19 protein-coding genes are annotated in these 26,543 nt (G+C 59.7%); 14 read left to right on the top strand and 5 right to left on the bottom strand.

Translation table 11 applies throughout. The annotated features are described in order from the left end of the window. Positions 1-75 precede the first annotated feature (75 nt). The 4 genes from HU718_RS15085 to HU718_RS15070 all read left to right on the top strand — a co-directional run bounded on the left by HU718_RS15085 (position 76) and on the right by HU718_RS15070 (position 4,732). Positions 76-537 (top strand): hypothetical protein, encoded by a 462-nt coding sequence (locus HU718_RS15085; protein WP_186615212.1) that lies wholly within the window; start codon positions 76-78, stop codon positions 535-537. 210 nt (positions 538-747) lie between these two features. Continuing rightward, positions 748-1,263: a sigma-70 family RNA polymerase sigma factor gene (locus HU718_RS15080; protein ID WP_186615214.1), complete on the top strand. Its 516-nt coding sequence runs from the start codon at positions 748-750 to the stop codon at positions 1,261-1,263. After that, on the top strand, positions 1,250-2,230 hold the full coding sequence (locus HU718_RS15075; protein ID WP_186615216.1) for a FecR domain-containing protein: 981 nt from the start codon (positions 1,250-1,252) through the stop codon (positions 2,228-2,230). Before HU718_RS15080 ends, HU718_RS15075 begins: the two co-directional genes overlap by 14 nt. Positions 2,231-2,341: 111 nt before the next feature. Next, a complete protein-coding gene (locus tag HU718_RS15070) occupies positions 2,342-4,732 on the top strand; it encodes a TonB-dependent siderophore receptor (protein ID WP_186615218.1) in 2,391 nt (796 codons plus the stop codon). 171 nt (positions 4,733-4,903) lie between these two features. Here the strand turns inward: HU718_RS15070 and HU718_RS15065 are convergent, their stop codons facing one another. Beyond that, on the bottom strand, positions 4,904-6,118 hold the full coding sequence (locus HU718_RS15065; protein ID WP_186615261.1) for an MFS transporter: 1,215 nt from the start codon (positions 6,116-6,118) through the stop codon (positions 4,904-4,906). Between the two features lie 230 nt (positions 6,119-6,348). Between HU718_RS15065 and HU718_RS15060 the strand changes: the two genes are divergently transcribed. The 7 genes from HU718_RS15060 (at position 6,349) to HU718_RS15030 (ending at position 14,469) form a co-directional block, all read left to right on the top strand. Next, positions 6,349-7,281, top strand: coding sequence for an AraC family transcriptional regulator (locus HU718_RS15060; protein WP_150706662.1), 933 nt, complete (start codon positions 6,349-6,351; stop codon positions 7,279-7,281). 77 nt (positions 7,282-7,358) lie between these two features. Next, positions 7,359-7,814, top strand: a complete 456-nt coding sequence (locus HU718_RS15055; protein WP_038361490.1) for a (2Fe-2S)-binding protein — start codon at positions 7,359-7,361, stop codon at positions 7,812-7,814. Beyond that, positions 7,814-10,066 (top strand): xanthine dehydrogenase family protein molybdopterin-binding subunit, encoded by a 2,253-nt coding sequence (locus HU718_RS15050; protein ID WP_186615220.1) that lies wholly within the window; start codon positions 7,814-7,816, stop codon positions 10,064-10,066. Before HU718_RS15055 ends, HU718_RS15050 begins: the two co-directional genes overlap by 1 nt. A gap of 17 nt (positions 10,067-10,083) precedes the next feature. Next, the gene (locus HU718_RS15045; RefSeq protein WP_186615222.1) at positions 10,084-11,436 is read left to right on the top strand and encodes a c-type cytochrome; all 1,353 of its coding nucleotides are present in this window, start codon (positions 10,084-10,086) and stop codon (positions 11,434-11,436) included. Positions 11,437-11,448: 12 nt separating this feature from the next. Next, positions 11,449-12,453, top strand: a complete 1,005-nt coding sequence (locus tag HU718_RS15040) for an XdhC family protein (protein WP_186615224.1) — start codon at positions 11,449-11,451, stop codon at positions 12,451-12,453. Positions 12,454-12,620: 167 nt separating this feature from the next. Further along, a complete protein-coding gene (locus HU718_RS15035) occupies positions 12,621-13,433 on the top strand; it encodes a DUF1206 domain-containing protein (protein WP_186615226.1) in 813 nt (270 codons plus the stop codon). 133 nt (positions 13,434-13,566) lie between these two features. Beyond that, a complete protein-coding gene (locus HU718_RS15030; RefSeq protein ID WP_186615228.1) occupies positions 13,567-14,469 on the top strand; it encodes a bestrophin family protein in 903 nt (300 codons plus the stop codon). A gap of 85 nt (positions 14,470-14,554) precedes the next feature. Here HU718_RS15030 and solA read toward each other — a convergent pair whose 3' ends face one another. Further along, entirely contained in the window at positions 14,555-15,733 is a 1,179-nt protein-coding gene (gene solA, locus HU718_RS15025) for an N-methyl-L-tryptophan oxidase (protein WP_186615229.1), read from the bottom strand. Positions 15,734-16,106: 373 nt separating this feature from the next. On the opposite strand from solA, the gene HU718_RS15020 reads away from it, so the two are divergent. Together HU718_RS15020 and HU718_RS15015 are read left to right on the top strand one after the other, a co-directional pair. Beyond that, positions 16,107-18,512 (top strand): glucose/quinate/shikimate family membrane-bound PQQ-dependent dehydrogenase, encoded by a 2,406-nt coding sequence (locus tag HU718_RS15020; RefSeq protein ID WP_186615230.1) that lies wholly within the window; start codon positions 16,107-16,109, stop codon positions 18,510-18,512. 104 nt (positions 18,513-18,616) lie between these two features. After that, on the top strand, positions 18,617-19,915 hold the full coding sequence (locus HU718_RS15015; protein ID WP_186615231.1) for a carbohydrate porin: 1,299 nt from the start codon (positions 18,617-18,619) through the stop codon (positions 19,913-19,915). Positions 19,916-19,977: 62 nt separating this feature from the next. Here HU718_RS15015 and HU718_RS15010 read toward each other — a convergent pair whose 3' ends face one another. Then, positions 19,978-20,241 (bottom strand): hypothetical protein, encoded by a 264-nt coding sequence (locus HU718_RS15010; RefSeq protein WP_180988086.1) that lies wholly within the window; start codon positions 20,239-20,241, stop codon positions 19,978-19,980. A 189-nt stretch (positions 20,242-20,430) separates the two neighbouring features. Between HU718_RS15010 and alaE the strand changes: the two genes are divergently transcribed. Further along, a complete protein-coding gene (gene alaE / locus HU718_RS15005; protein WP_186615232.1) occupies positions 20,431-20,892 on the top strand; it encodes an L-alanine exporter AlaE in 462 nt (153 codons plus the stop codon). A gap of 591 nt (positions 20,893-21,483) precedes the next feature. On the opposite strand, the gene HU718_RS15000 is transcribed toward alaE, so the two are convergent. Together HU718_RS15000 and HU718_RS14995 are read right to left on the bottom strand one after the other, a co-directional pair. After that, the gene (locus tag HU718_RS15000) at positions 21,484-21,876 is read right to left on the bottom strand and encodes a hypothetical protein (protein WP_224796889.1); all 393 of its coding nucleotides are present in this window, start codon (positions 21,874-21,876) and stop codon (positions 21,484-21,486) included. A gap of 258 nt (positions 21,877-22,134) precedes the next feature. After that, positions 22,135-26,514 carry a response regulator gene (locus HU718_RS14995; RefSeq protein ID WP_186615233.1) on the bottom strand — a complete coding sequence of 1,460 codons (4,380 nt, stop codon included), beginning with the start codon at positions 26,512-26,514 and terminating at the stop codon, positions 22,135-22,137. Positions 26,515-26,543: the final 29 nt, after the last annotated feature.

The raw sequence follows: 26,543 nt of genomic DNA, 5'->3' as shown, positions 1-26,543 counted from the left end.
AAACACGCCGATACCGTGCTGCAGCACGGAAGCACCGCAGCAGCACTTACTTCATGGACGGCAGGAGCCCGAACAATGTTGGAATACCTCTGGCGCAGCATCCACTCCCCGGACTACTTGCCCAACGTACTGGACTGGATGCTCCATATTCTCCTCAGCCCGTTCATGGTGATCATGTGCCTGATTGTCGGCGCGCTGGCCGGCAAATGGTGGAGAGCACTGCCCTACGGCAGTCTGACTTGTTATGTGGTCTTTCTGAGCCGGTCTTCTTTCTATCGGTGGGAAAGCATTTTCCCCGTAGCCGGTCTGCCTGCACTGGCAATCGATGGCGCGCTATTGGCGCTCCTCGGCTTCTATTTGAAAGGCGTACTAAGAACCCGCTCTGAAGCAAAACCCGAAGGTCATTGGCTGCGCAGGCTTTATCAAGGCCTTAAGGCCGTCATGCTGACAATCATGGTGATTTTCTGGGGAGTCGTCGTGCTGTTTGTCGTGGTCTTCACTGTCTCGGTCGCGACCCAGCCGTCATTGGTGCACTGAGCAGCCTTCCGCTGGCCAGGGTCTGTACGAAAAAGTGCCCGGTGGTTAGCGTTCAAATCGTCCAGACGCTAGATGCATTCTTTTACTCGCAGCCCCTACAGAGTGATGCCATTCGCGCCAATGCGAACGCTGAACGCCTCGTATTTGCCTAAGGCCTGTAGCCTGAGTAGAATGCGATTAATTATCAATCATGTACTTTCCGGGGATTCGATGCGCAGCGATGAAACGCTAGGTACTGCAGATCTAGGGCTGCTCTATCGCACCCACCACTCGTGGTTACACGGCTGGCTGATCCGACGCATTGGATGTCGCGATAACGCAGCAGATTTGGCGCAGGACACCTTCGTACGTCTGCTCAAATCCCGTCAGACCAGCCCCTTGCGCGAACCACGTGCCTATTTGAGCAGTATCGCCCGCGGACTGATGATTGATCAGTATCGTCGTCGCGAACTCGAGCGTGCCTACCTGGAAAGCGTCACGTTGCTGCCTCAACACGAGGTTCCCTCGGAAGAAAGCCGGCTGCTGATTCTTGATGCGCTGGAGCGCATAGACCGCATGCTCAGTTTGCTTAAACCAAGGGTTCGCCAAGCGTTTTTATTCGCCCGACTCGACGGTCTGACATGCGCGCAAATAGCCGAAAAGCTCGGTGTTTCCCGGGCGACGATTGAGCGCGACCTGGCCACGGCCCTGCAACACTGCTATCACTTGCGTTATGTCGAGGCCTGAGCCGCAGGCGCTGGATCCGGCCATTGTTGAACAGGCGATCCAATGGCTGGTGCGCCTGCGCTTCAATCAAGCCGATGAACAAACACAGCACTCTTTTGAGCACTGGCTGCAGCAGCGCCCAGAGCATGTGTTGGCGTGGCAGCGTGTGGGAACGCTTGGGGATGAATTTACCGACGTACCCGCTCAACTGGCGCGACAAACCCTTGATGGCAGCCATCAGGGAATGCGGCGGCGGGACAGCCTGAAGCTACTGGGCATATTGGCCACCGTTGGCACGGCAGCCTGGCTCGGCCGGGACTACACACCCGTACCCGCCATGCTTGCGCAGCAGCGCAGCAGCACCGGCGAGCAACGACGCTTCCAACTCGATGATGGCAGCCTTATCCAGCTCAATAGCGATAGCGCCGTCGACAGCGATTTCGACGCCCAGCGACGCCTGATCATCCTGCGACGGGGTGAAATCATCGTGAATGTCGGCCCGGACCAACACTCGCCGCAAGCGCGACCGTTCTGGGTGCAATCACGTGACGGGATCATGCGCGCTCACAGTTCGCGCTTTCTGGCACGCGAGCTGGACGAAGGCACGCTTGTCGCGGCTCAGGAAGGATCAGTCACGGTGTTCCCAGGCTCCAGTCAAACTGCTGCAAGCCGCAGCGTCCAGGCAGGCAATCAGCTGCTGTTTACATCAGGTGGCGCCCGAACGTTCAGCGACAAAGGCCTCGATTTGTGGAGCTGGGGTGACGGCGTGATCAGTGCGCGCAATATGCGCCTCAAGGATTTCATCGTGGAGTTGTCGCGTTATCGCCCCGGGGTATTGCGCTGCGCCGAAGAAGTCGCGGATCGCCGAGTTTCCGGCACCTTCCAGCTCGCCGACAACGATCAGGTTCTGGCACTGATCGCGCAGTCACTGCGCTTGCACATTGATTACCGAACCCGTTACTGGGTAACCGTGACCGCTGCGACCTGAGCCCATCAAAACCACCTAAAAAATAATGAGGTGGTTTCTCATTATCGTTCGACCTCTAAGGAAGGCCGGAATACAGGCCAGTCTGTCGATGTCCTTTCTTGGAGCGAGAAAATGAGTTCGTCCCCGGTTTCACAGCGCCATCCCTTGAATCGTGCCTTGCAGGGCGCGATGTTGGGTTTGATCGTCAGCAGCTACGCATTGCCATCGCTGGCGCAAACGTCGAGCGCTGACCACAGCAATCAAGTCAAGCAGTGGAATATCGCGGCGGGCCCACTGGCGCCGGCGCTTGATCGCTTTGCGCGCGAGGCCGGCATCAGTCTTTCCTTCGACGCGTCGAGTGTAGTGAACCGCACCACCGCTGGCGTGAATGGCTCGCTCGATACGTCGGCAGCACTGTCATCGTTGCTGCAGGGGAGCCAATTGCAGATCGAACAGCAAGGCCCGGATGCTTACCTGCTGGTCCCTCAAGCAAAGACCGCCGGCCCGCTCGAGCTCGACGCAACGGATGTCGAGGACTACCGCCTTGCCCCCCTCATCATCAATGCCAAGGTCAGGGTCAGTGCCGACGACGACGCCAACTCGGTGGTCGCCAAGGAACTCTGGGTTGGCGGAAAAGTGGCAACCAGCATTCTCAATACACCGGCATCGGTATCAGTTGTTACCAACAAGGAAATGGAGCAACGCAGCGTCAGCACCACGGAAGAGGCGCTGCAATACACGCCCGGCGTGATCACTGACTTCTATGGTACGGATGACCGCAACGACTATTTCCAGATCCGCGGCTTCCAGGCCACCACCTACCGTGACGGCTTGACCCTGAGTTCGATGCGCGGCGTACGCGAAGATCCATTCGCTTATGAGCGCATCGAGATTCTGCGTGGTGCCAACTCCACTCTGTTTGGCCCGGCGGACCCTGGCGGCTCGGTAAACTTCGTGAGCAAACAGCCGCGCTTCGAGCAGTTTGGCCAGGGCTATGTGACCTACGGTTCGTTTGACCATGTCGAGACAGGCATCGATGTCGGGGATGCGCTGAACGACGAGAAAACCCTCGCTGGGCGCTTTACTGCCAAAGGCCAAAACAGCGACCGCGAGTACGATCACTCGCAGGACGATAACCAGTTGTTTATGGGTGGCCTGACCTGGGCACCGACGGATTACACGTCGGCGACGATGATTCTGGACTACCTGAAAACCGAAAGTTCGCCCAACAGTGGCGGTTATCCGCTGGACAAGGAATACGACCGCAGCAAGTTTTATGGCGAGCCCAGCTACAACTTTCACGATGCCGAGCGCACCAGCCTCAGCGGTAACGTCACCCATGATTTCGACAACGGCTTCGTGCTGCGCAGCAATCTGCGTTACAGCAAGCTGACCGATGATTTTGGCTACGTTTACCTCAGCGACAGCGCCGCACGTGTCGGTACTACCGTTGACCGCTATCAGTTTGGAACAGATACCGAAGCCGACCAGTTCAACGGCAATCTGATGCTGCAATACGATGCCCGCTTCGAGAACATCGACAGCAGCAGCCTGGTGGGCGTGGAGTACCTCGATTCGACCACCAAGGAAAGCTCGGTCTACGCCCCGACGACCTCGATTGACATTGCAAACCCCGTGTTTACAGGCGTTTCACGCTCAATCGCGCCGTATGCCGTCAACAAGCGAGACGCGACCACCAAGGCCGTATTCCTTCAGCAGAACCTGTCGTTCTACGAGCGTTTCATCGTCACCGGCGGTGTGCGCAACGACTCGATGGACCTGACCAGCAAAGGTTTGCAATCCACAGAGAAAGACACTTTCTCCGAAACCTCCTACCGAGGTGCGTTGACCTATATCGTCAACGACGAGGTGTCCACTTATATCAGCATGGTGGAATCGGTCTCGCCGCCGCAGGTTGGCGTCACACCGCAGACGGGCCGGCAGTACGAAGTGGGCGTGAAGTATGCGCCGATGGGGATGGACGCACTGTTCTCCGCAGCCGTTTATGACCTGACTCAGGAAAACGTCACCATCGCTGTGGTGCTGCCGAGCGGCATCATTGAGCAACAGACCGTGGGCGAGTCGCGGGCGCGTGGCCTCGACCTGGAGGCGAAAGCGCAGGTGACGCAGAACCTCAGCCTGATCGGTGGTTATTCCTATATGGAGTCCGAGGTACAGCGCGGTTCGTTGTACGACGGCAGCTCCCTGAAGGGTAATGAGTTCGCCACGGCACCCAAGCATTCCGCTTCGCTCTGGAGTTACTACGACGTGCCAAGCACTGATGTCAGCGTTGGCTTGGGGGCGCGCTACGTCGGTTCTTATTACTTCGATGCCGCCAACTCCGGCAAAAGCGATGGCACCACGCTGTTCGACGCCGCGTTCAACTACAAGATCGCCAAGGGCACCGACCTTGCGGTGAACGTCAGCAACCTGCTGGATGAGCAGCACGTGGTCGGTTCCGGCACAGCGAACTTCTACAACCCGGGTCGCGAGGTTACCGCGAAAGTGAGTTACAAGTGGTAAGCAGGCGTGTAGGCCTTTTTCCCATATAGAAAGCAGTGCCCGCTTAACCGCGGGCACCGTCAATTCTCGCGATCGAAGACTCGGTCAAGTCTGGCTTTATTGGGTCAACGAGCTGCGCCAGTACAGATGCTGAAAACTGACGTTCTACACTCGCCCAATTTCAGATGGGCATCAAGCTCCCGCCGGCGTATTCGCCTCGACAAGATGAACCTCCGTGGCATTGCGCCCCGCCAGCCAGGCCAGCACAGACGCGACAACCAACACCGCGGCGCTAAGCTCGAACGTAGCTTTATAACCACTCAAATCAAAAGCCAGACCACCAATGATTGCGCCTCCCGCGATCGCCAGTTGAACAATCGCCACCAGCAAGCCGCCTCCGGCTTCCGCATCATCCGGCAGCGTCTGCGCCAGCCATGTCCACCAGCCGACCGGCGCGGCCGTGGCAACCAGTCCCCAGAGTCCGAGCAACATGGCGGTGAGCACCGGTGATTTGCCGAAGCTGACCAACGCCAGCGCGATGGCCGCCATGATCAGCGGGATGACGGTCAACGTGCGGTAGAGGCCGCGCCCCATAAACCGTTCGATCAGAAAGGTGCCGATAAAACCGGCCAGTCCCAGCCCCAGCAGCATCAAGGACAACGTTGAAACACTGACGCCCGTCACGCCTTCAAGAAAGGGCCGCAGGTAGGTGAACAGCATGAACTGGCCCATGAAAAAGACGCTGACGGCGACCATACCCAAGGCGACGGGCAATTGCTTCATCAGCCGCAGAACGTTGCCGCTACCGGCCTGGCGCTCGGCCTTGAACGACGGAAGGCTGATCAGCAGCCAGACAGCGGCCAGCACGGCGACCGGAACCACACAGAAGAATGCGCCACGCCAGCCGATCAGCGAACCAAGAAAACTGCCCGCCGGAGCGGCGATAACCGTGGCCAGCGCGTTACCGCCATTGACGATGGCCAGCGCTCGCGAAACCTGTTCAGGCTTCACCAGACGTATTGCAGTCGCTGCCGAGAGTGACCAGAAACCGCCAATCGCGATCCCGATCAAGGCGCGCCCAACCATGAATGACGGATAACCCGGCGCGACCGCGACGACCGTACCGGAGACGATCATCAGCAAGGTCAGGCCCAGCAGCAATTTCTTGCGTTCGACGCGCGCGGCGACCGAGGCGATCAACAGACTGGTGATCAAGGCAAAGGCACCGGACACGGAAATGCCCTGCCCGGCCTGGCCTTCGGTGATGTGCAGGTCTGCCGCAATCGGCGTCAGCAGGCTGACCGGCATGAATTCTGAAGCGACCAAAGCGAATGCGGCCAGCGACATGGCCAGCACGGCGCTCCAGCCGCCTGTTTTTTTGGAAGGATCTGTAGAAGGAAATGTCATTGGAACGACCTGTGATGCGAAAAAACGGGTGGATGTGATGCGCAGGGGCAAGCAGTGTGTCGCCCATCCTGGCACCGCCCCTGAAACAGATAGACACATTCTCCCGGTCAATCCGGCCCTTCCCTAGTGCATTCCTCTTGAATGCTTGCCTGATCCTCTGGCGATGCAGGGTGATGGATAGGAAACGTCTCGCGCGCGCATTAGAGTTCGCTCAACAGGAGTGACCCGACATGATCCCAACCCCTCTGCCCGAGGAATCGCCTTTGGCGGTGAACATCGACCCGCGCGTGAGCGCGCCGGGTGACTTCGCCACGGCCATACCCGGCTTGTCGCTGTTTCGTCGCGACCAACCAGCACCGCCCGTGGTGTGCATGATCGAACCCAGCCTGATTCTCGTCGGTCGCGGTGAAAAGCGCTTGTGGGTCGGTGGTGAGGGTTACAGCTATGACCCGTCACGGTTTCTGGTGACGTCGCTGGACCTGCCCGCCAACTCCGAAGTGACGCTTGCCAGTCCCGAACAGCCCTGTGTCGGTCTGGTGCTGAAACTGGATGTGAGCATGCTCGCCGAAGTCATCACCAAGAGCGGCTTGCCGGCCAAGCGGCAGCCAGCAACGGGCACGGGCGCCGCGATTGGCAGCCTGTCGTCTGCGCTGGAGGGCGCGCTTGATCGCCTGCTGGCATTGCTCGATGAACCCGAGGCGATCCCGGTGCTGGCGCCGCTGATTCTGCGCGAAATCCACTATCGGCTGCTGCACACCGACCAAGGCGCGCGGCTGCGGCAGATCACGGCCGTCGATGGTCAGGGTTATCGCATCGCCAAAGCGATTGACTGGCTCAAGGTCAACTACACCGATGCCCTGCGCATCGACGATCTGGCTGCGAGAGTGCAGATGAGCGCGCCAACCTTTCACCATCATTTCCGTCAGCTCACTGGCATGAGTCCGCTGCAGTACCAGAAATGGCTGCGGCTCAACGAAGCGCGGCGGCTGATGCTGGTCGAGCGCCTCGACGTTTCGCGGGCGGCGTTTGCGGTCGGCTATGAAAGTCCTTCGCAGTTCAGCCGCGAATATGGCCGCCTGTTCGGCACCGCGCCGAGTCGTGACATCGCCCTTCTGCGCGGGCAGCCATTTGAAGCAGAAGCCCTGGGCACAGTAGCGAATTGAACGAAAAACGGTGATGCGCCTCGCCGCGTGTCACCGCTCATAACAATGCACGTCAACCGATGATCAGCGGGTGAATCATGGAACTACGAATCAACCAGAAGACCTATCAGGTCGATGCCGACGCCGATACGCCCTTGCTGTGGGTGATCCGCGATGACCTGGGCATGACCGGGACCAAGTACGGCTGCGGGCTGGCGCAATGCGGCGCCTGCTCCGTGCTGGTGGACGGCAATGTGGTGCGCTCGTGCGTCACGCCGGTGGCGGGTGTGGTCGGCCGCGAGGTCACCACCATTGAAGCCATCGAAAGCGATGACGTGGGCAAACGGGTGGTGTCGACTTGGGTCGATCTGCAAGTCGCGCAGTGCGGTTACTGCCAGTCCGGGCAAGTGATGGCCGCCACCGCGTTGCTCAAGCAAAACCCCAAGCCGAGTGATGCGCAGATCGAGGCGGCGATGGTCAATCTGTGCCGCTGCGGCACTTACAACGCGATTCATGCCGCCATGCATGAGCTGGCCGGCAAGGGAGACGCGTGATGAACGTTCGAATCGACCCTTCACTGCAAGCCTCAGCACTGGACCTGCGCGAACCGATCAATGTATCGCGCAGACGTTTTCTCACCGGTACGGCCGTCGGCGCGCTGGTCCTCGGTTTCGGTCTGCCGCTCGGTACAACGCGCGTGCAAGCTGCCGTTGCAGCGGCGACGGCCGAACGCGGCACGCAGGTGCCGGCGTTTCTCGAGATCCGTCCGGACAACCGCGTGCGTCTGCTCTGCCCGTTTATGGAAGGCGGACAAGGCACGTTCACGGCGATGGCGCAGATTGTCGGTGAAGAACTGGATGCCGACCCGGCGACCTTCCTAGTCGAAGCCGCGCCGCCCGGCGAAGCCTATGTAGTGTTGGAAAACGGCATGCGCATCACCGGCGGCAGCATGTCGGTGCGCATGAGCTACCCGGTCATGCGTCGCCTCGGCGCCCTCGCCCGCGCCATGCTGTTGCAGGCGGGCGCGCAGCAACTTGGCGTGCCGGTGAGCGAGTTGAGCACCGAGCCCGGCAAAGTCGTGCATGCCAAGTCGGGCCGCTCGCTGGCCTACGGTGAACTGGCTGAGCGGGCGATGGATCTGCCGGTTCCCGATCCGGCTTCGGTGCAACTGCGTGATCCGAGCCAGTTCCGCTGGATCGGCAAACCGGTGAAGCGCCTCGATGCCTACGACAAGTCCACCGGCAAGGCGCTGTACAGCATCGACCTGAAGGTCGACAACATGCTCCACGCTGCCGTGCAACACGCCCCGCGCCTGGGAATGACCGTGGGCAACCTGCGCAACGAAGAGCAGGTCAAGGCCATGAAAGGCGTGCATTCCGTGCACCGTCTGCCGGGTGCAGTGGCGGTGGTCGCCGAGCGCTGGTGGCACGCCAAACGTGCGGTCGAGGCGATCCAGGTCGACTGGCAAGAGCCAACGGCCGAGAGCAAAGTGCGGCCGATGCCCGCCGACTTTTCCAGCGATGCCTGGTTCAAGCGCCTCGCTGAAGACAAAGGCCCGGCCAAGGATGATGAAAACGAAGGCGACGTGGCGGCGATTCTCAAGGAAACCAAGACCCGCATCGACGCCACTTACCACAACCAATACCTGAACCACGGTCAACTGGAACCGCCTTCGGCACTGGCCCGATTCAATCCGGACGGTTCGCTGGAAGTCTGGCTGCCGAATCAGGCGCCGGACATGTTCCGCGCGGATATCGCCAAGCGTACGGGCCTCGATATTTCGCGCATCACCTTGCATTCGCCGCTGCTGGGCGGGTTCTTTGGTCGGCATTTTCTCTACGACTCGGCCAGTCCCTATCCGCAAGCGATCGCGCTGGCGAAAGCGGTTGGACGTCCGGTCAAACTGATCTGGAGCCGCGAAGAAGAGTTCCTGCGTGACGTGCTCCGTCCCGTTGCTGCAGTGAATTTCCGCGCCGCGCTGGACAACGACGGCTGGCCGCTGGCAATCGAAGCGATCAGTGCCACCGAAGGCCCGACCGAAGCCCTCGCCGGTAAACAGGGTGAAAAACTCGACCCCACAGCGCTTGAAGGGTTGTCAGGCAAAACCTATGCGATCCCCAACAAACGCATCGCGCAGATCTACGTCAAAGGCCCGGCGATGCTCGGTTACTGGCGTTCGGTGGGCAATTCGCTCAACGACTTCTTCTATGAATCGTTCCTCGATGAATTGGCTGACAAGGGCGGCAAGGACCCGTTTGACCTGCGCCTGCATCTGCTGCGTGACAACAAACGCCTGACCACGCTGCTGCAAGCGGTGGCTGAACTGTCGGGCGGCTGGAAGCGTGGGCCGTTTACCGCCGAGGATGGCAGCCGACGTGCGCGCGGCGTGGCCATGGCTTCGCCGTTCGGTACGGAGACGGCGGTGATCGCCGAGGTGTCCATCGAGAACGGCCAGGTCAAGGTGCACGACATCTGGCAGGCGATTGACCCGGGCAGCATCGTCAACCCAGCGATTGTCGAGGCTCAGGTCAATGGCGCCGTGGCGCTGGGGCTGTCGCAAACCCTGGTGGAAGAAGCCGTGTGGATTGATGGCAAACCCCGGGCGCGCAACTACGACTTGTATCCGATCCTGCCGCCTGCGCGGATGGCTCGGGTCCATGTGCGTGTGGTCGAGAGTGGCGAAAAAATGGGTGGCATCGGTGAACCGCCGTTGCCAGCGGTCGCGCCCGCCGTCGCCAACGCGGTGGCAAGGCTAACCGGTCAGCGGGTGCGCAGCCTGCCCATGAGCCGACACACCTTCACTTGATCAGCGCCGGAGCGTCCATGAATAACAGCCGATTCGCAAGAACCGCTGGCTGGCTGGCAGTGCCGTGCCTGGTCGCGGCAGGCCTGCTGGCCTGGTATGTCACTCGCGAGCCTGTCTCGCGCCTTGAAACCCATCAGATCGCCGTGGCCGATATCGACCCGGCACTGGTCGCGCGAGGCGAATACGTCGCCCGGCTCAGCGATTGCGTGGCCTGTCACAGCGTGCCGGGCGGTGCGCCGTTCGCCGGCGGTCTGGAAATGGCCACACCGCTGGGCTCAATCCACGCGACCAATATCACCCCGGACACCGAAACCGGCATCGGCCACTACAGCCTGGCGGATTTTGACCGGGCGGTGCGCCACGGCGTGGCACCCGACAGTCGCCGGTTGTACCCGGCGATGCCCTACCCGTCCTACGCCAAACTCAGTGACGATGATGTGCGTGCGTTGTATGCGTTCTTCATGAAAGGCGTGGCGCCGGTGAAACAGGCGAATATCCCCAGCGCCATTCCCTTTCCGCTGAACCTGCGCTGGCCAATTGCACTGTGGAACGGTGTGTTTGTCGATGCCGAACCGTATGCGCCCAAACCGTCGCAGGATGAACGCTGGAACCGTGGCGCTTACCTCGTTCAGGGCGCCGGACACTGCGGCAGTTGCCACACCCCGCGCGGTCTGGCGTTCAACGAGAAGGCACTGGATGAATCCGGTAAACCGTACCTCGCCGGCGCCTTGCTCGATGGCTGGTACGCGCCGAGCCTGCGCGATGATCACAACACCGGCCTGGGCCGCTGGAGCGAGCCTGAGATCGTGCAGTTCCTCAAGAGCGGTCGCAACCAACATGCGGTGGTCTACGGCTCGATGACCGAAGCGTTCAACAACTCCACGCAGTTCATGAGCGATGACGATCTGAGCGCGATTGCCCACTACCTGAAGTCGCTTCCCGGGGATCGCGAACGGGATGGCGCGCCGTGGCAGTATCAAGCGGTTTCAGCAGCGCAACGTCTGGACTCACCCGGTGCGCATACCTACGTGGCGCGCTGTGCTTCCTGCCACGGCCTCGACGGCAAGGGGCAACCTGAATGGATGCCGCCGCTGGCCGGCGCCACCTCGGCACTGGCCAAGGAAAGCGCCTCGGCGATCAACATCACCCTCAATGGTTCGCAGCGTGTCGTCGCGGCTGGCGTGCCGGATGCCTATCGCATGCCGGCCTTCCGTGAGCAGTTGTCGGATCAGCAGATCGCCGAAGTGCTGACCTTCATGCGCAGCACCTGGGGCAATCAGGCCAGTGCTGTCGATGCGCAGGCGGTGGGCAAACTGCGTGAACACACTGATCCGGCCAGCAGCAGCCCGATCATCCTGCAGATGCGCTAAGAGGAGAGACTGATGGAAAGCATCGACTTGCTGGTCCTGCGCACGGCGCGGGACTGGCTTGCCGCTGGCGAGCGCGTGTTGCTCGCCACGGTGGCGCGCACCTGGGGTTCTTCGCCGCGTCCGACGGGGTCGATGATGGCCTTGCGTGACGATGGGCGCGTAATGGGCAGCGTGTCCGGTGGCTGCATTGAAGACGATCTGATTCATCGCTATACCACCGCCCATGGCGGCAGCGCTTTTAGCGACAGCGCACCGCAAGTGGTGCGCTATGGCGTCAGTGCCGATGAAGCGCATCGCTTCGGCCTGCCCTGCGGTGGCACGCTGGAACTGATCCTTGAGTTCAACCCGGCGTGGCAGTCGCTTGATGAGCTGCTGGCGCAACTGGACGCCGGGCAACTGGTTCGCCGTCGTCTGGCGTTGGAGTCCGGTCAGGTCATGCTCGAACCGACCGCGACGCCAGAACAATTCAGCTTCGATGGCGCGCAGATGCTCAACACCTTGGGACCGGGCTATCGGATGCTGATGATCGGGGCCGGCGCGCTGGCCGAGTATCTGGCGACCATGGCCTTGTTCAACGGTTTCAAGGTGGCGGTGTGCGATCCGCGCCCCGAGTACATCGAGACCTGGGCGGTGGATGGCGTGGAGCGCATCGTCGGCATGCCGGACGACGTGGTTCGCGACTTCGCGGTCGATCTGCGCACCTGCATCGTCGCCTTGAGTCATGACCCCAAACTCGACGATCTGGCCCTGCTCGAAGCGCTGCACGGCCCGGCGTTCTACATCGGCGCCATCGGCTCGCGACGCAACAGCCAACTGCGCCGCGAACGCCTGATCGAACATTTTGGTGAAACCGAAGCGTCGCTTGAGCGCCTGCACGGGCCGATCGGTCTGTATATCGGCAGCAAGACCCCTGCGGAAATCGCCGTTAGCGTGATGGCGGAGATTCTTGCGGTGAAGAATGGTGCCAATCTGCCGAAAGCGTTTTCAATTGCCAGGGCCAAAGCGCTCGCAGAATGAGCCGCGCGGCTACTCTGCGTCGGCTTTATTGGCCGGCAACGAAACGACGTGGTGTGAACAGCCTCGGCACCGATGTCCTGGAGAAGACACTGCATTCCTCGACAGGTCATAGAACCCCTCCCGACCAGAAGGGTCTGCTCTCCTATGACCTCTCAGGAATACGTCCCATGTCCGCGCAAAGCAACCTTGTCATCCTCGCTCGGGGAGGCTACGCCGCCCGAGGAATGCTGTATCTGATCATAGGTATCTTTGCGTTACTGGCAGCCCAGGATTCAACCAAGCCGAAGGACAGTCACAAGAGTCTGGAAGCCTTGCTGGGCCAGCCATTCGGCTATTTTCTGGTTGGACTTGTCGTGGCGGGACTGCTCGCATTTGCCGCCTGGCGCGTCCTGCAGGCAACGCGTGATGTCGATCATCACGGCAAACAACTCAAAGGTCTGGTGATTCGCACAGGGCTGTTTGTCGGAGGTTTGGTCAACGCTGCTCTGGCGTTTTTTGCATTGGGTCTACTCATCAGCGGGATTAAAAGCTCGGGCGATTCCGCAGGACAAACCAAAGACTGGCTGGCGCATTTGCTGTCCTGGGAACATTCGAACTGGCTGGTGTACCTGATCGCCCTCATTCCGCTTGGGGTGGGCATTGCTCACATCTTCAAGGGCTGGAAAGCGTCGTTCGAGAAGTATTTCGAGGCCGAAGAGGATGTCATGCGCTACGTCCGCCCGGTCTCGCGGTTTGGTCTGATAGCGCGCGGAGTGGTGTTTATCGAGATTGCATTGCTGCTGGCCGTCAGTGGTTCTACCTACCAAGCCATGGATCCACCTGGAATGAAGGAAGCGCTCGATGCGCTGCAGAATCTACCCGCTGGCTGGCTGATTTTGATGGTGATGGCCTTGGGGCTGATTGCCTTCTCGGTCTACAGTCTGGCGGAAGCTTTCTGGCGCAAGATCAACATGGATGTGCCGGGCGTAGCGAGAACGTAGGGTATAAACCTTTGGCGATGATCACCCCGGAAAAGTCCAGACGCCGATTGCCAGACTATTGACCGAACCTTTCCCGCGAAAACAGCGTCCGAGCTAAAGCGTTAACGCTTACCGCTCGCCACGAGGTTTCCGTTTGAAAGCAGTCATCGTCAGAAAATACCGTTTGATCATCAAGACTCTGGGCTATGTCGGCTGGGCGTTGTTCTGGCTGCTGCTCTGGGACATCGCCGTCACCGTCGATTTCATGCTGTTCCTCAACGCCAAGCTGAATCTGCCATTGATGCCCCTGACGTTATTGGGTTCGGCATTGATCGTGCTGATCAGTTTCCGCAACAGCAGCGCTTACAACCGCTGGTGGGAAGCACGCACGTTGTGGGGTTCGATGATCAATAATTCGCGCAGCTTCGCCCGGCAGGTGCTGACGTTGCTGGATGATCCCGACGGCGAGGTCAATCCGGTCAAGTCGACCCTGTTGCGCCGCCACGTCGCCTATGTGAATTGCCTCGCGGCGCATCTGCAAGGCCAGCCCTGCCCTGAGGAAGTCCGCGCGTTTATTCCCGCCGATGAATTCGCCCGCAGTGGCACGACCAATAATTTTGCCAACGATATCCTCACCGGCTCGGCGACTTTGCTCGCGCGGGAATACAAGGCCGGGCGCCTGGACAGCATTCGCCTGGCGCGGCTGGAGTCGACATTGGTGGATCTGTCCAACAGTCAGGGCGGCATGGAGCGGATCGCGAATACGCCGCTGCCCTACCCTTATGTGTATTTCCCACGGCTGTTTATTTCACTGTTCTGCCTGATCGTGCCCGTCGGGCTGGTGGAGTCTTTGGGCTGGTTCACGCCGTTGGCTTCGACCGTGGTCGGTTTTATGCTGCTGGCCATCGAACGCATCGGCACCGATCTGCAAAGCCCGTTTCGCCAAAGCGAACACCAGATTCAGATGGAAGCGCTGTGCGAAACCATCGAGAAAAACCTGCAGTCGATGCAGCGTGATTCCTTGGGCGATGTGCGCCGGCTTGAAGAGAACGCTTGAAGATGTCGGGAGCCGTGAGCATCTACGGCAGCTCCCGACTGAATCAGAAGGCCGGCACCACATCCCACAGAGAGCGCGACGCGTTTCACGATAGTTTTCCTTCGAAGCGTTTCAGGGAGAAAGAGGACAGATCCAGGTCCGTCGAGCCGCGCATGCACCACTGCGCAAATGCTTCGCCGAGCGCGGCGGAATGCTTGAAACCGTGCCCGGAGCAGGCCGACACGAACAGCGTGTGTTGCAGCGAAGGATGTTCATCGATGATGAAATGGCGGTCTGGCGTCACGGTGTAGGCGCAGACCGCCGACTTGAGGACTTTCGAGGTCACGCCGGCGATGCGGTCTTGCACCTGATGCTCGAACATATCTCGCGCTTCGGCCGCTGAAACCGTGCGATCAATGGCCTGCGCTGACGTTGCGGTGTGGTACTGCGCGGTGGCGATTTTCATGCTGCTTTCGCCGGGTAGCGCGGGAAAGCCGTAGTTGATTTTGTCGTCGCCGCGACCGTGGGTGAAGATGAACGTCGGTGAGTGGCCAACCAGTCCGGCGTTCTCATCCACTTCGAACCAGAACAGTTTTTGCCGGTAAACAGTCAGCAGATTCTCATACGGCTCACCGAGCCACTCGCCGTTCCAGTTGCCCGCGCTGATCACCAGCTTATTGGCAAACAGCGTGCGCCGGTCCGTGGTGACCGTGACACCCTCCTCGTTCGAGCTGATCCCAGTGACGGTCTCGCCTTTATAAAGCGTCGCACCCTGTTGCTCGGCCAGCTTGAGCTGTACATCGATGCAGCGCTCGGGGCGCACGAAGCCGCCACCCGGCTCGAAATAGCCGACGGCCGAGTCGTGCACGTTGGCGAATTGCGGGAAGCGTTGGCGAATCTGTTCGGCGGGCAAGACTTCGTGCTCAATGCCGTAGGTTTGCGCCAAGCCGATGGTACGCAAGGTGAAGTCGGTCGGGTCTTCAGGATCGAACTCGGCGCTCGACGTCAGCACCAGCAGACCCGATTGTTCGAACAGCGATTCCCCGGTCAGTGCCTCAAGCTCGCGCCAGATGCGATGAGAATTGCGCACGATGGGCACATATTGCGCGCCCTCTCCTACTGAAAGCCGAGTAATGCGCGTATCACCGTGGCTGGAACCGAGGTTGTGTGGTGGGTGATGACGATCAATACCGACAACGTTCACTCCCGCTTTCGCCAGCTGATAAACCGTCGCCGCGCCCATGGCGCCCAAGCCCAGAACCACTACCTCGCATCGCTCGGACATAACTAGCCACCTATCAAAAAGGCGCCAGTTGAGCGGTAAACCGTGGCGAATTCCAAGATTAAAAAAGCATATCCATATAGCTCGATGCGCCCATCGACTGCTCTGGGTCGGGCTGTCTGGCGGTTATTCGTCGCATTTACAACCCGGAAAAAATCCATTACGCCTGAGGGCACGGCATCTTATATCTGTCACAAATCACAATGAATCTGACATAACAGCTATTTTTGTGCGCATTTCGACAGACATTTCCACATCTGAGCCCCCAGCAGGCGCGAGTCAAAACCGCGAACTACGCTTCACGTTGAAATTTGTGATTTAACTAGGTAGTTACCTAACTATATAATGCGCGCCTCATTTCAACGGGACACTCAACGTGAAGCAGAGTCAACGCCTCTCGGGCATATCAAAATTCATTCTGATCGGGCTGGGCGTCGTCATCGCCCTGCTCGGCTTGGCGCTGGCTGCGGGCGGCGTGAAGTTGGTCAGCCTGGGAGGCTCGTGGTACTTCCTGGTGGGTGGCTTGGTCATGGCCGTTTCCGGTCTGCTGATCGCGCGCTTCAAGCTGGCCGGTGCGTGGCTGTTCGCCGCGTTCCTGGTGGGCACCGCGATCTGGGCGGTGAGCGATGCCGGGCTGGTGTTCTGGCCGGTGTTCTCGCGCCTGTTCATGTTCAGTGTGATCGGCTTGGTCGTGGCGCTGGTTTATCCGCTGCTCAAGCGTGCCAACGGTGGCGTTGCCGGTCGCGGCGCTTACGCTGTGGCGGCGGTGCTGGCAGTCGGCGTGGTTGTAGCGGCCGGCAATATGTTTGTCGCCCATCCAACCGTGGCGGCAACCGGCACTGGCCCAGGCCTGACCCCGGTCGAGCCGGACAAGGCGCAAAAGGACTGGGCGCACTACGGTAATACCGAAGGTGGCAGCCGCTTCGCTGCGCTGGACCAGATCAACCGCAACAACGTCGACAAGCTGAAAGTCGCGTGGACCTACCACACCGGCGACGTCGCCGAGAGCGATGGCAACGGTGCTGAAGACCAGCTCACCCCGCTGCAGATTGGCAACAAGGTGTTTATCTGCACCCCGCACAACAATTTGATCGCCCTCGATGCCGACACCGGTAAAGAGCTGTGGAAGAACGCGATCAACGCCCAGTCGAAAGTCTGGCAGCGCTGCCGTGGCATGGCCTATTTCGACGCCACCAAAGCGATTGCTCAGCCGAGCAACTCGTCGATCATCGAAGCCAAGCCTGCGCCGGCCGCCAATTGCCAGCGTCGTCTGCTGACCAACACCATTGATGCCCGTCTGATCGCAGTCGATGCGGACACCGGCGAGTTCTGCCAGGGTTTCGGCAACAACGGTCAGGTAGATCTGAAGGCCGGTTTGGGTAATGTCCCGGACAGCTACTACCAGTTGTCCTCCGCTCCGCTGATGGCCGGCACCACCGTGGTGGTTGGCGGTCGCGTAGCTGACAACGTGCAGACCGACATGCCCGGCGGCGTGATCCGTGGTTTCGACGTGATCACCGGCGCCATGCGTTGGGCGTTCGACCCGGGCAACCCGCAGGATAAAAAGGCACCGGCCGACGGCAGCACCTACGTGCGCAGCACGCCGAACAGCTGGGCGCCGATGTCCTACGACCCGGCAACCAACACCGTGTTCCTGCCAATGGGCAGCTCGTCCACCGACATCTATGGTGTCGAGCGCAGCAAACTCGATCACACCTACGGCGCTTCGATTCTCGCGCTGGACGCCACCAGCGGTGACGAGCGCTGGGTGTTCCAGACCGTGCACAACGATCTCTGGGACTTCGACCTGCCGATGCAGCCGAGCCTGATCGACTTCACCAAGGACGGCAAAAGCATTCCGGCGCTGGTCATCGGCACCAAGGCCGGGCAGATCTACGTGCTCGACCGCGCCACCGGCAAACCGCTGACTGACGTTAAAGAAGTACCGGTGAAAGCGGCGAACATCCCGAACGAACCGTACTCCCCTACCCAGCCGAAATCGGTGGGCATGCCAGAAATCGGTGCTCAGCACCTGACTGAATCGGACATGTGGGGCGCCACTCCGTACGACCAGTTGCTCTGCCGCATCGACTTCAAAGGCATGCGCTACGACGGCCTGTACACCGCGCCGGGCATGGACAAATCGCTGAGCTTCCCGGGTTCGCTGGGTGGCATGAACTGGGGCAGCATCTCCACTGACCCGGTGCACGGTTTCATCTTCGTCAACGACATGCGTCTGGGTCTGTGGATTCAGATGATTCCGTCACAGAACAAAGGCCAGGCCGCTGGCGGTGGCGAAGCGCTGAACACTGGCATGGGCGCCGTACCGCTGAAAGGCACGCCATACGCCGTTAACAAAAACCGCTTCCTGTCGGTCGCCGGCATTCCTTGCCAGGCGCCACCGTTCGGTACGCTGACGGCGATCGACATGAAGACCCAGAAAATCGCCTGGCAGGTTCCGGTCGGCACCGTTGAAGACACCGGTCCACTGGGCATCCGCATGCACCTGCCGATCAAGATCGGTCTGCCAACCCTCGGCGGCACCCTGTCGACCCAAGGTGGTTTGATCTTCATCGCTGGCACCCAGGACTTCTACCTGCGCGCGTTCAACAGCGGCAACGGTGAAGAAGTCTGGAAAGCACGTCTGCCTGTCGGCAGCCAGGGCGGCCCGATGACCTATGTTTCGCCGAAAACCGGCAAGCAGTACATCGTTATCACCGCCGGTGGTGCGCGTCAGTCGACCGATCGCGGCGACTACGTGATGGCTTACGCCTTGCCGTAACCCCCAGCGTCCACGTTAAACGCGGACGCTTGCTTTGAGCGCGGCACCTTCGGGTGCCGCGCTGCTTTCCCCCTATTGCTCAAGTTTTCTGCAGGAAGATTTACATGCTATCGGCTGTTGGTTTTTCCCGTTCCGACCTGTTCAAAGGCCTGTTGCTGGGCGTCGCATGCACCACTACCCTCCCCGCGCTGGCCGACAACGATTCCGATCTGTTGACCCGCAGCACCCTTACCGGTGACTGGGGTGGCTTGCGTCACCAGATGGATGAACAAGGCATCAAGTTCACCGGCGATTACAGCGGTGAAATGGCATACAACGCCGACGGCGGCCTGCATCGCTCGGCGCGTTACTCGCAGAACATCAAACTCGGCGTGCAGTTCGACCTGAGCAAACTGTACGGCGTCGACAATGCCGGCAAGGTCCAGCTGACCATCAACGACCGTCGCGGCAACAGCGCTTCGGAAGATCTGGTCGGCAACCGTCTGCCGATTCAGGAAAACTACGGTGGCCTGTACACGCGCCTGACCGAACTGAGTTACGAGCGCAGCCTGTTCACCCCGGCGCTCAACGTGAAGCTCGGTTACATGGCCATGGGTAATGACCTCGGCGGCCTCGACAGCGGCATTCTGTGCAACTTCATGAACGCCGGTTTCTGCGGTCACCCGCTGAACATGTCCGGCGGCAGTGGCTGGACCAACTATCCCAATGCGCATTTGGGCGTGCGGGTAAAATACGACCTGTCGTCCTCGTGGCAACTGCGCGTGGCCGCGTTCAACGTCGATCCGGAAAGCAACGGCAACTCCAGTCGCGCCTGGCATCTTGGCCCGAAACACACCACCGGCACCGTGGTGCCGATCGAGCTTGTGTACAAGCACGCGGGTGATCTGCCTGGCGAATACAAGCTCGGCTACTACTACGACAGCTCCGACGTAAAGCGTATCGGCAGCGACGACGAAGTCTCCGGCCGTGGCGGTCATTACCTGCTGATCGATCAGGCCGTCTGGAATTCGCCGACGTCCGAAGGCCGCAGCCTGCATGCCTTCGGCCAATACTCGGCGGCCAGCGAAGGGGCTTCGCCGTTCAGCAAGTGGTACGGCACCGGCGTGGTTCTGTACAAACCGTTCGAAGGTCGCCCACGTGACACCGTTGCGCTGGGTTATGGTCGCGCCGTGCCTAACCCGCGCAGCCGTGACGTGCTGCAAGACGCCGCTTTGAACAACGGCACGGCGTTCCCGAACCTGGACAGCGCCGAGCAATTGATCGAACTCGGCTACGGATATCAGGCCACGCCTTGGCTGACCCTGCGCCCGAATATGCAGTACATCATCGAACCGGGCGCGTTTTCCGGGCAGGACATCGACAATGCGCTGGTGTTTGGTTTGCAGGTGAAAGCGGCGCTCTGATCTCCAAATAGCAGGCAATAAAAAACCCGGTTTGAATGCCGGGTTTTTTATTGTTTTCAGGATCACTTTTTCTTTTTAGCCGGCTTATCAGCCTTCTTCGAATCCTTGGCCTTCTCAGGCTTGCTATCCGCTTTTTTGGCAGACTTCTTCGGCTCGGCGTCTTTTTTCTTGTCTTTCTTGTCCTTGTCGGAGGACTTTGAAAGCGCCGAAGCCGCCGCTGATTTCTTCTCGGGTGATGACTTTTTGTCTTTCAAGTCCTTGCTGGCTTTCGAAGCGTCACCTTTTTTGTCTTTGCTTTTCTTTTCGTCTTTAGCCACGTTGACCACCTCTCGGAGTGTGCCGTTATTGACACGGGGCCTGTGCGATTGACCACAAGCTAATCATTAGGCGAGCAGGTCCGACAGCGGTTCAGATTATTTTCAGACGGCGAAACTGTGGCGAATCTCTGCACCTCGCGGTGCTGTGGCTGTCACAGCACGATGAAGCACTGGCCTATAACTGTCAGGAGAAATAATGTGCCGCAACACCTGCAACAGCCAGCGCGTCGGACTGCATTTATCGCAGACACCACGGCGCTGATCCTGTTTTTCACCACCACCGGCATCATAAATGAACGTTTCATTGCCGGCATGACCTGGGATCAGGTTCTGCAGGCGCGCCTGCTGGGCGCGGCGCTGATGATTCCGGTCGCGCGACCTTACGGTGTCTGGCGCGATTGGCTGATGACGCGCGCCGGTCAGGGTCGGCTGTCGAGGTTGCTCTGGGACAGCATCGCCCTGGTCAGTTTTCAGGTGCCGATCTATGCGGCGATCATTGCCTTCAGTGGTGCATCGGGAGAAGGTCTGGTGCGTGGTACACTGGGTGCGGCGGTGATGATGCTGGTGCTCGGTCGACCTTATGGGGCGTTTCTTAATGGGGTGCGGAGGCTGTTTGGCTTGCCTCCGGGTGGGGAAAAACCGATGTCGTTGAAGGGGTGAGTGGCTGGCGGAGATTTCAGGGACAGACCACATTCAGAAAAAAGTGATCTGTCCTTTAATCCCGCTCTTCTGACCAGTTTCAACGGTTCAACCTCTCGCTCCGGTTTCATAAAAATGGTCAACGCAATAGGCTCGTCCCTTGAGTACATGTTGCTTGCAGTCCTTCGCCAGACAAGCAGACGTATCCAGACCGCCATGATTCTCGACGATGCGTAGCTTGATCAAGGACTCCATATCAGCTGATTCCCAGCCCTCGGGCGAGTCCAGTTTGCGCGCGTACAGCGGTTGATATTTATCCCACTCATCGGTTCGCCAAAGCTGCCCACACCCGGGGCATTGCAATAGTTTGACCCAGTCCGCCGTTGCAAGGCAGCGCATTCCTGCGACAAACGCCGTGTACCTCTGACCAATCTCTACAAGTTCGCCCTTAGCGTTGCAGGTACATTGCATTTTCCTACTCCGAATCTTCTTGCTTCTACTCGTTTCAAGGTGAGGGTCTACTTCTGGGCGAAAGCTTCCGCTAAAAAAAGCTAGCGACCAACACGCCAGGTTGCAGATTTGCGGTTCAAAGACTTGACTCCGACTGCGCCGTTAAATTGCGGACAAGTCTTTTGCAAAGCGCTCAACCTGGCTGGGGAGGACCAACAAAGACCCATTTATTTGCCAGTCGCAGTCGTCATCTGACGTTGAACCCAAGTAGACGCGCAAGAACACCAAACCCGGGAAATGAGGATCTAAACAGGCCGAAAGCGCAAAATCCTGGCTCTCAGAAAGCCACTCTTTAGAAACCCCTTCCTCAAGCTGCCCAACCGACGCGAAGAATCCGTCGAGTCGAGGCAGGTGATCGGCAGAGGAGGTCCATTCCGTTGTAATTTCTGCGTGTAGATCAGTGCCCGCGAGTCGAACGACGATACAGCCAATCCGGCTGCTACACGGCGTGATGGTCAGCTTCAGCCCATCCTGTTGCATTATTTCTGCTGGCATTTCCGTACCAATGTCACGAGTGAAGTGCCGATATTACTACGTGACCGTGCAGGGGATAGGCAAGTTGGTCTTAGGTTGAAGAATCTGCTTCCGACCGGAAATTGCCCATCACGAATGTCCGCTACTGGCTGGCAGCAATAGACTGAAGCAGAGTTTTATTTCGCTTACGCTTCAGCTTTTTTCGCCATGCGAGAAAGAACAGCATGCCGCCCCCAACCAACTGCCGTTAAAGGTGAGCGGCCTACCTGCTCGCCCAGCTCATTTATCCTGAAGAAGCTGCAAGGCGCGATCAAAGTCGAACAGTTCCACCTGCGCCGCGACGAGTGTCAGACGTTCTGCCAACGCTCGATCGAGTGAACTGTTGCGCAGTGCCGCCAGCACGTCCAAAGCCGCCGTATCACCTTCGTCCAAAAGAACAATAAGCCTGTTCATCTGCTCGCTGATTGCCGATTCGTCCAGCCGCTCGTCATCCGTGGAGGCCGTTGTGTCCGCCTTAAGGTTGGCCAGAGCCGCCAGGGTCGGGCGCAAGCACTGCTCGACCTGCATCGCTAGCGCTTGCACTACTGTAGCCGGCTCGCCGTCCTGGCAGGCCTGTTCCAACAAAGCGCAAGCCTGCGCCAAGGCTTTGGCGCCGAGGTTGCCGGCGGTGCCGCGCAAACTGTGCGCCAGCCGCCCGGGGGCAGCAGGATCCGGATCGATCCGTGCGGACTGGAATTGCTCGGCAAAGTCCGTCTGCGAATCGCGAAACTTGCAGAGCAGACGTAAGTAGAGATCCCGCCGGCCCATGCAGGTGGCGAGACCCGCCGCCAGGTCAATGCCCTCAAGACGCTCTGGCAAGCCATCGGCGAAACCTGAGATCAGCGGTGCTTGAGTGGTTCTTGGTTTGATCCACTTTGCCATCGTGGCGAACATGGTTTCGACATTCAGTGGTTTGGAAATATGGTCGTTCATGCCGCATTCGAGCGCGCGCTCGCGGTCACCGTCCATGGCATTGGCGGTCATGGCGATCACCGGAAGCGTGCTGAAGCGCGGTTGCTGGCGAATTTGCCGGGTGGCCGTGTAGCCATCCATCACAGGCATCTGGCAATCCATCAGCACGCCATCGAAGTCGCCATCTTCGCCGAGAATATCCAAGGCCTCCTGGCCGTGCGTGGCGAGTCGCAAGCGTATTCCGACGCTCTCCAGCAACTCGCTGGCCAGTTCCTGATTCAGCTCGTTATCTTCGACCAGAAGCAGCCGCGCGCCATTGAGACTGGCGACGGTACTGGCATTGTGTTGGGAGCGTTCGCCAGCCCGAGTATCGCTGTGCGTGTCTCTGCCCAGCACGACACCGATGGCTTCGAGCAACGATGACGGCGTGACGGGTTTGGTCAGTACCACCGGCAACTGGATGCCTTGGCGTTCGGCTTCTTCGCGGGCTTCTTCGCGGCCAAAAGCCGTCACCATGATGACCGATGGCGTGCGCAGCAGACTGGCGGAATGCATTCTGCTCACGGTTTCCATGCCATCCATGCCGGGCATGCGCCAGTCCATCAAGACCAGATCGTAAGGCAGTGCCTTGCGCTCGGCGTCGGCCAACATGCGCAGCGCCAGACTACCGCTCTGCGCGACGTCCACTTCCAGGCCAAAGCTGCGTGCCATGCCCGAGAGAATTTCACGGGCACTGGTGTTGTCATCCACGACAAGCACGCGCATGCCCAACAGCTCGCCAGCCTTGAACATGCGACGCGGCAGAACATTTTGCTGTACGCCGAGTTGAACCTGGAAGTGAAACGTGGAGCCGACTCCCGGCTCGCTCTCGACCCAGATTCGGCCGGCCATCAGCTCCACCAGTTTCTTGGAAATAGATAATCCCAATCCGGTGCCGCCATATTTGCGGGTGATCGAAGTGTCCGCCTGACTGAATGACTGAAACAGGCGTGAACACTGCTCGACGGTCATGCCGATGCCGGTGTCGCGCACCCAGAAATGCAGCTCCACGCTGTCCGAGTGCACACCCACTTCTTCCAGACCGACCACGATCTCGCCGTGCTCGGTGAATTTGGCCGCGTTGTTGCCGAGGTTGATCAGCACTTGCCCCAACCGCAGAGGATCGCCCAGCAGCGCCGTGGGCAAGTCGGGCGGGATCTGGAACAACAACTCGAGGCCCTTGTCCTCGGTCTTCAGGCCAATCATGGCAGCGAAGCTGTCGAGTACGTCTTCGAGGCGGAACGGCACCTGTTCGAGGTTCATCCGGCCGGCCTCGATCTTGGAGAAGTCGAGGATGTCGTTGATGATCCCCAACAGGTTCTCCGCCGAGCGGTGGACCTTTTCAATGTAGTTGCGCTGGCGTTTGTCCAGTTCGGTACGCAACGCCAAGTGGCTCATACCGATGATGGCGTTCATCGGCGTACGGATTTCATGACTCATGTTGGCGAGGAACTCGCTCTTGGCCTGCGTGGCTTCTTCGGCCGCAGCCCTTGCCTCTGCCAGTGCGGTGACGTCGATGTTGATACCGGTGGCGCGCAATGGCTTACCGTCAGGCGTGCGTGAGAAGCGGTTCAGCGACCGGAGCGTGCGCACCCGTCCATCGTTTTTGCGGACGATCCGGAAGTCGAACTCGACGCGGTCATTGCCACTCTGGATGGCGCTCTCGAACGCGCTGCTGACCCGTGCCACATCTTCGGGGTGCATCAGCGCCTGCCAGTGCGCCAACGTGCCACCGAATCCGCCAGGCTCAAGTCCGAACAGGGTTTCGAGCTGGGGCGTCCAATAATTTGTGCCGCTGACCAGATCGACGTCGAACAGCCCGATGTCACCGGCCTCTTGTGCCAGGTTCAGGCGATCGCTGGCGGTTCGCAGCCGGGCTTCCATCGCGCGGCGATCACTCACGTCACGCACCGAGGCACACACGCAGACACCACGACCCTCCAGACGCGGTAGATGAGAAAGGCCGATTTCCACGGAGAACAGGCTGCCGTCTTTGCGTACCCCGCTCAGATCGTCGAGATCGCCGCCCATCTGCCGGGTTCCGCCGCTGGCAATGAAGCCGTCGCGTAACTTGACATGGCGCTCGCGGGCAGCCTGCGGTACCAGACGCTCGATGCTGGCGCCAATCAGCTCGCCGGGGGCGTAGCCAAACAAGGTGTCCATTTGCGGGTTGGTCATCAGGATGCGGCCGTCAGCCCCCAGCACCAGCATGCCGTCCGGTGCTGCCTCGATGATGCCGCGATACCAGGCCTCGGTGGCGCGCAGTGCTGCCTGCTGGGCCTCCAGCTCTCTGGCCTGGTGTTCCAGTTGCAAGGTTTGCGCGCCCATTTCGTCAGCCTGACGTCGAGTTTCCTGCAGCAGCGCCTGGGCTGCCTCGCTGCGTTCCATAATGGCCATCGCACCGGCCAGCCTGGGCAGGACTTCTTGCAGGAGCAACGCCTCTTGCTCCTCCAGCGAGCGAAAGCCTGCCATTTCCACAACCCCGAGCAGGCGCTCGCCACGCAGCACCGGCTGCACCAGCAGATGGCTGGCGGCAACTGCGCCCAACTGCGCGCGCACATGCCAGAACGATTCGGGCAGATCCTCAAGCTGACGGGGTTGGCGATCCAGTGCGCACTGGCCAAGCAACCCCTCACCGAGTTCAAGCTCGGCGGGCAACGGGTGCTCACTGTCCACCGCGTAACCGCCGACTAATTGCAGGCGCGACGCGCCCTCATAGAGCACGTAAAGCGCCCCCTGGCACATGCCCAAACGGGGCGCGATGCGGCTGAAAAAAGCCTGAGCCAATTGTTGCGGTGTCTCGGCCTGTTGCAGATCGACTTGCAGGAGCGAGGCGTGAGCTTTTACCCAACGCTGGCGTTCAAGTTGACAAGCCTCCACCTGCAGCGTCGCGATGGCACGCGCCAGGTCGCCGGTCTCGTTGCGCAGGTCGGTGTGCGGGATCTGGCCGTCCAGCTTGCCCGACGCCAATTCATCCACGGCCACGCGTACGCGATTCAACGGCACGCGAATGGAATAACTGACCAGCCAGGTCAACAACAAGGCCAGCGTCGAACCACCCAACAGCAAGATGTACGTGATCGCAGTACTACGCTCTGCGTATTCAGCCAGGTTCTTCGCTGTATCGTGGATGTCGGTTTCCTTGTTTTTCTCGATCTGGTTGAGCAGCCCGTCGCCGCCCTGCTCCAGCGCAAGAAAATCCTTGCTGTTGAGCAACATCAAGGCTTGCCCCAAGGAACCCTTGCCGGCGAACTCCAACGCTTCATCGCCATCTTTTTGCAGACGCTGCAATACCCGTTCGAATTCCAGCAGGCTGCTGATGCTGCTCTGTCTGCGCAGTGTTGGACGAACCTGCTCCAGCGCTTCATGGAGTCGTGTTTGGGCGACATTCATCTGGGCTCTGGCGCTGATACGAATGTCCGCGTTGTTGGTAGCGATTGCACGTTGCATGGCGAGCAACAGATGCGGCAACTGCACCCGAACCTCCTGCACATGCTGGATACCCACCAGATCCTGTTGGTACAACTGCTGCATTTCATTTCTGAGCGAATACTGGGTGCGCAGGCTTTGCACGCCCAGTATCAGGATCAATATCAGCAGCGCGGCGAAGCCGATGATCAATTTGCTGCGCAGGGACAGGCGCTCGAGCATCTCGAACAGTCTGTTCATAAACGGCCTCTTTCAACTGGATGTGCAAA

Source organism: Pseudomonas tensinigenes (assembly GCF_014268445.2).
Classification (GTDB): domain Bacteria; phylum Pseudomonadota; class Gammaproteobacteria; order Pseudomonadales; family Pseudomonadaceae; genus Aquipseudomonas; species Aquipseudomonas tensinigenes.
Note: the sequence above shows the minus strand (reverse complement) of the source record. Positions and strands in the feature narration are given on the sequence as shown.

Excerpts from the sequence above, each read along its gene's own strand:
- HU718_RS15070 (WP_186615218.1), top strand. The coding sequence starts at position 2,342 with ATGAGTTCGTCCCCGGTTTCACAGCGCCATCCCTTGAATCGTGCCTTG.
- HU718_RS15060 (WP_150706662.1), top strand. The coding sequence starts at position 6,349 with ATGATCCCAACCCCTCTGCCCGAGGAATCGCCTTTGGCGGTGAACATC.
- HU718_RS15045 (WP_186615222.1), top strand. The coding sequence starts at position 10,084 with ATGAATAACAGCCGATTCGCAAGAACCGCTGGCTGGCTGGCAGTGCCG.
- HU718_RS15065 (WP_186615261.1), bottom strand. The coding sequence starts at position 6,118 with ATGACATTTCCTTCTACAGATCCTTCCAAAAAAACAGGCGGCTGGAGC.
- HU718_RS15085 (WP_186615212.1), top strand. The coding sequence starts at position 76 with ATGTTGGAATACCTCTGGCGCAGCATCCACTCCCCGGACTACTTGCCC.
- HU718_RS15000 (WP_224796889.1), bottom strand. The coding sequence starts at position 21,876 with ATGCCAGCAGAAATAATGCAACAGGATGGGCTGAAGCTGACCATCACG.
- HU718_RS15075 (WP_186615216.1), top strand. The coding sequence starts at position 1,250 with ATGTCGAGGCCTGAGCCGCAGGCGCTGGATCCGGCCATTGTTGAACAG.
- HU718_RS15040 (WP_186615224.1), top strand. The coding sequence starts at position 11,449 with ATGGAAAGCATCGACTTGCTGGTCCTGCGCACGGCGCGGGACTGGCTT.
- solA (WP_186615229.1), bottom strand. The coding sequence starts at position 15,733 with ATGTCCGAGCGATGCGAGGTAGTGGTTCTGGGCTTGGGCGCCATGGGC.
- HU718_RS15050 (WP_186615220.1), top strand. The coding sequence starts at position 7,814 with ATGAACGTTCGAATCGACCCTTCACTGCAAGCCTCAGCACTGGACCTG.
- HU718_RS15080 (WP_186615214.1), top strand. The coding sequence starts at position 748 with ATGCGCAGCGATGAAACGCTAGGTACTGCAGATCTAGGGCTGCTCTAT.
- HU718_RS15035 (WP_186615226.1), top strand. The coding sequence starts at position 12,621 with ATGTCCGCGCAAAGCAACCTTGTCATCCTCGCTCGGGGAGGCTACGCC.
- HU718_RS15015 (WP_186615231.1), top strand. The coding sequence starts at position 18,617 with ATGCTATCGGCTGTTGGTTTTTCCCGTTCCGACCTGTTCAAAGGCCTG.
- HU718_RS14995 (WP_186615233.1), bottom strand. The coding sequence starts at position 26,514 with ATGAACAGACTGTTCGAGATGCTCGAGCGCCTGTCCCTGCGCAGCAAA.
- HU718_RS15055 (WP_038361490.1), top strand. The coding sequence starts at position 7,359 with ATGGAACTACGAATCAACCAGAAGACCTATCAGGTCGATGCCGACGCC.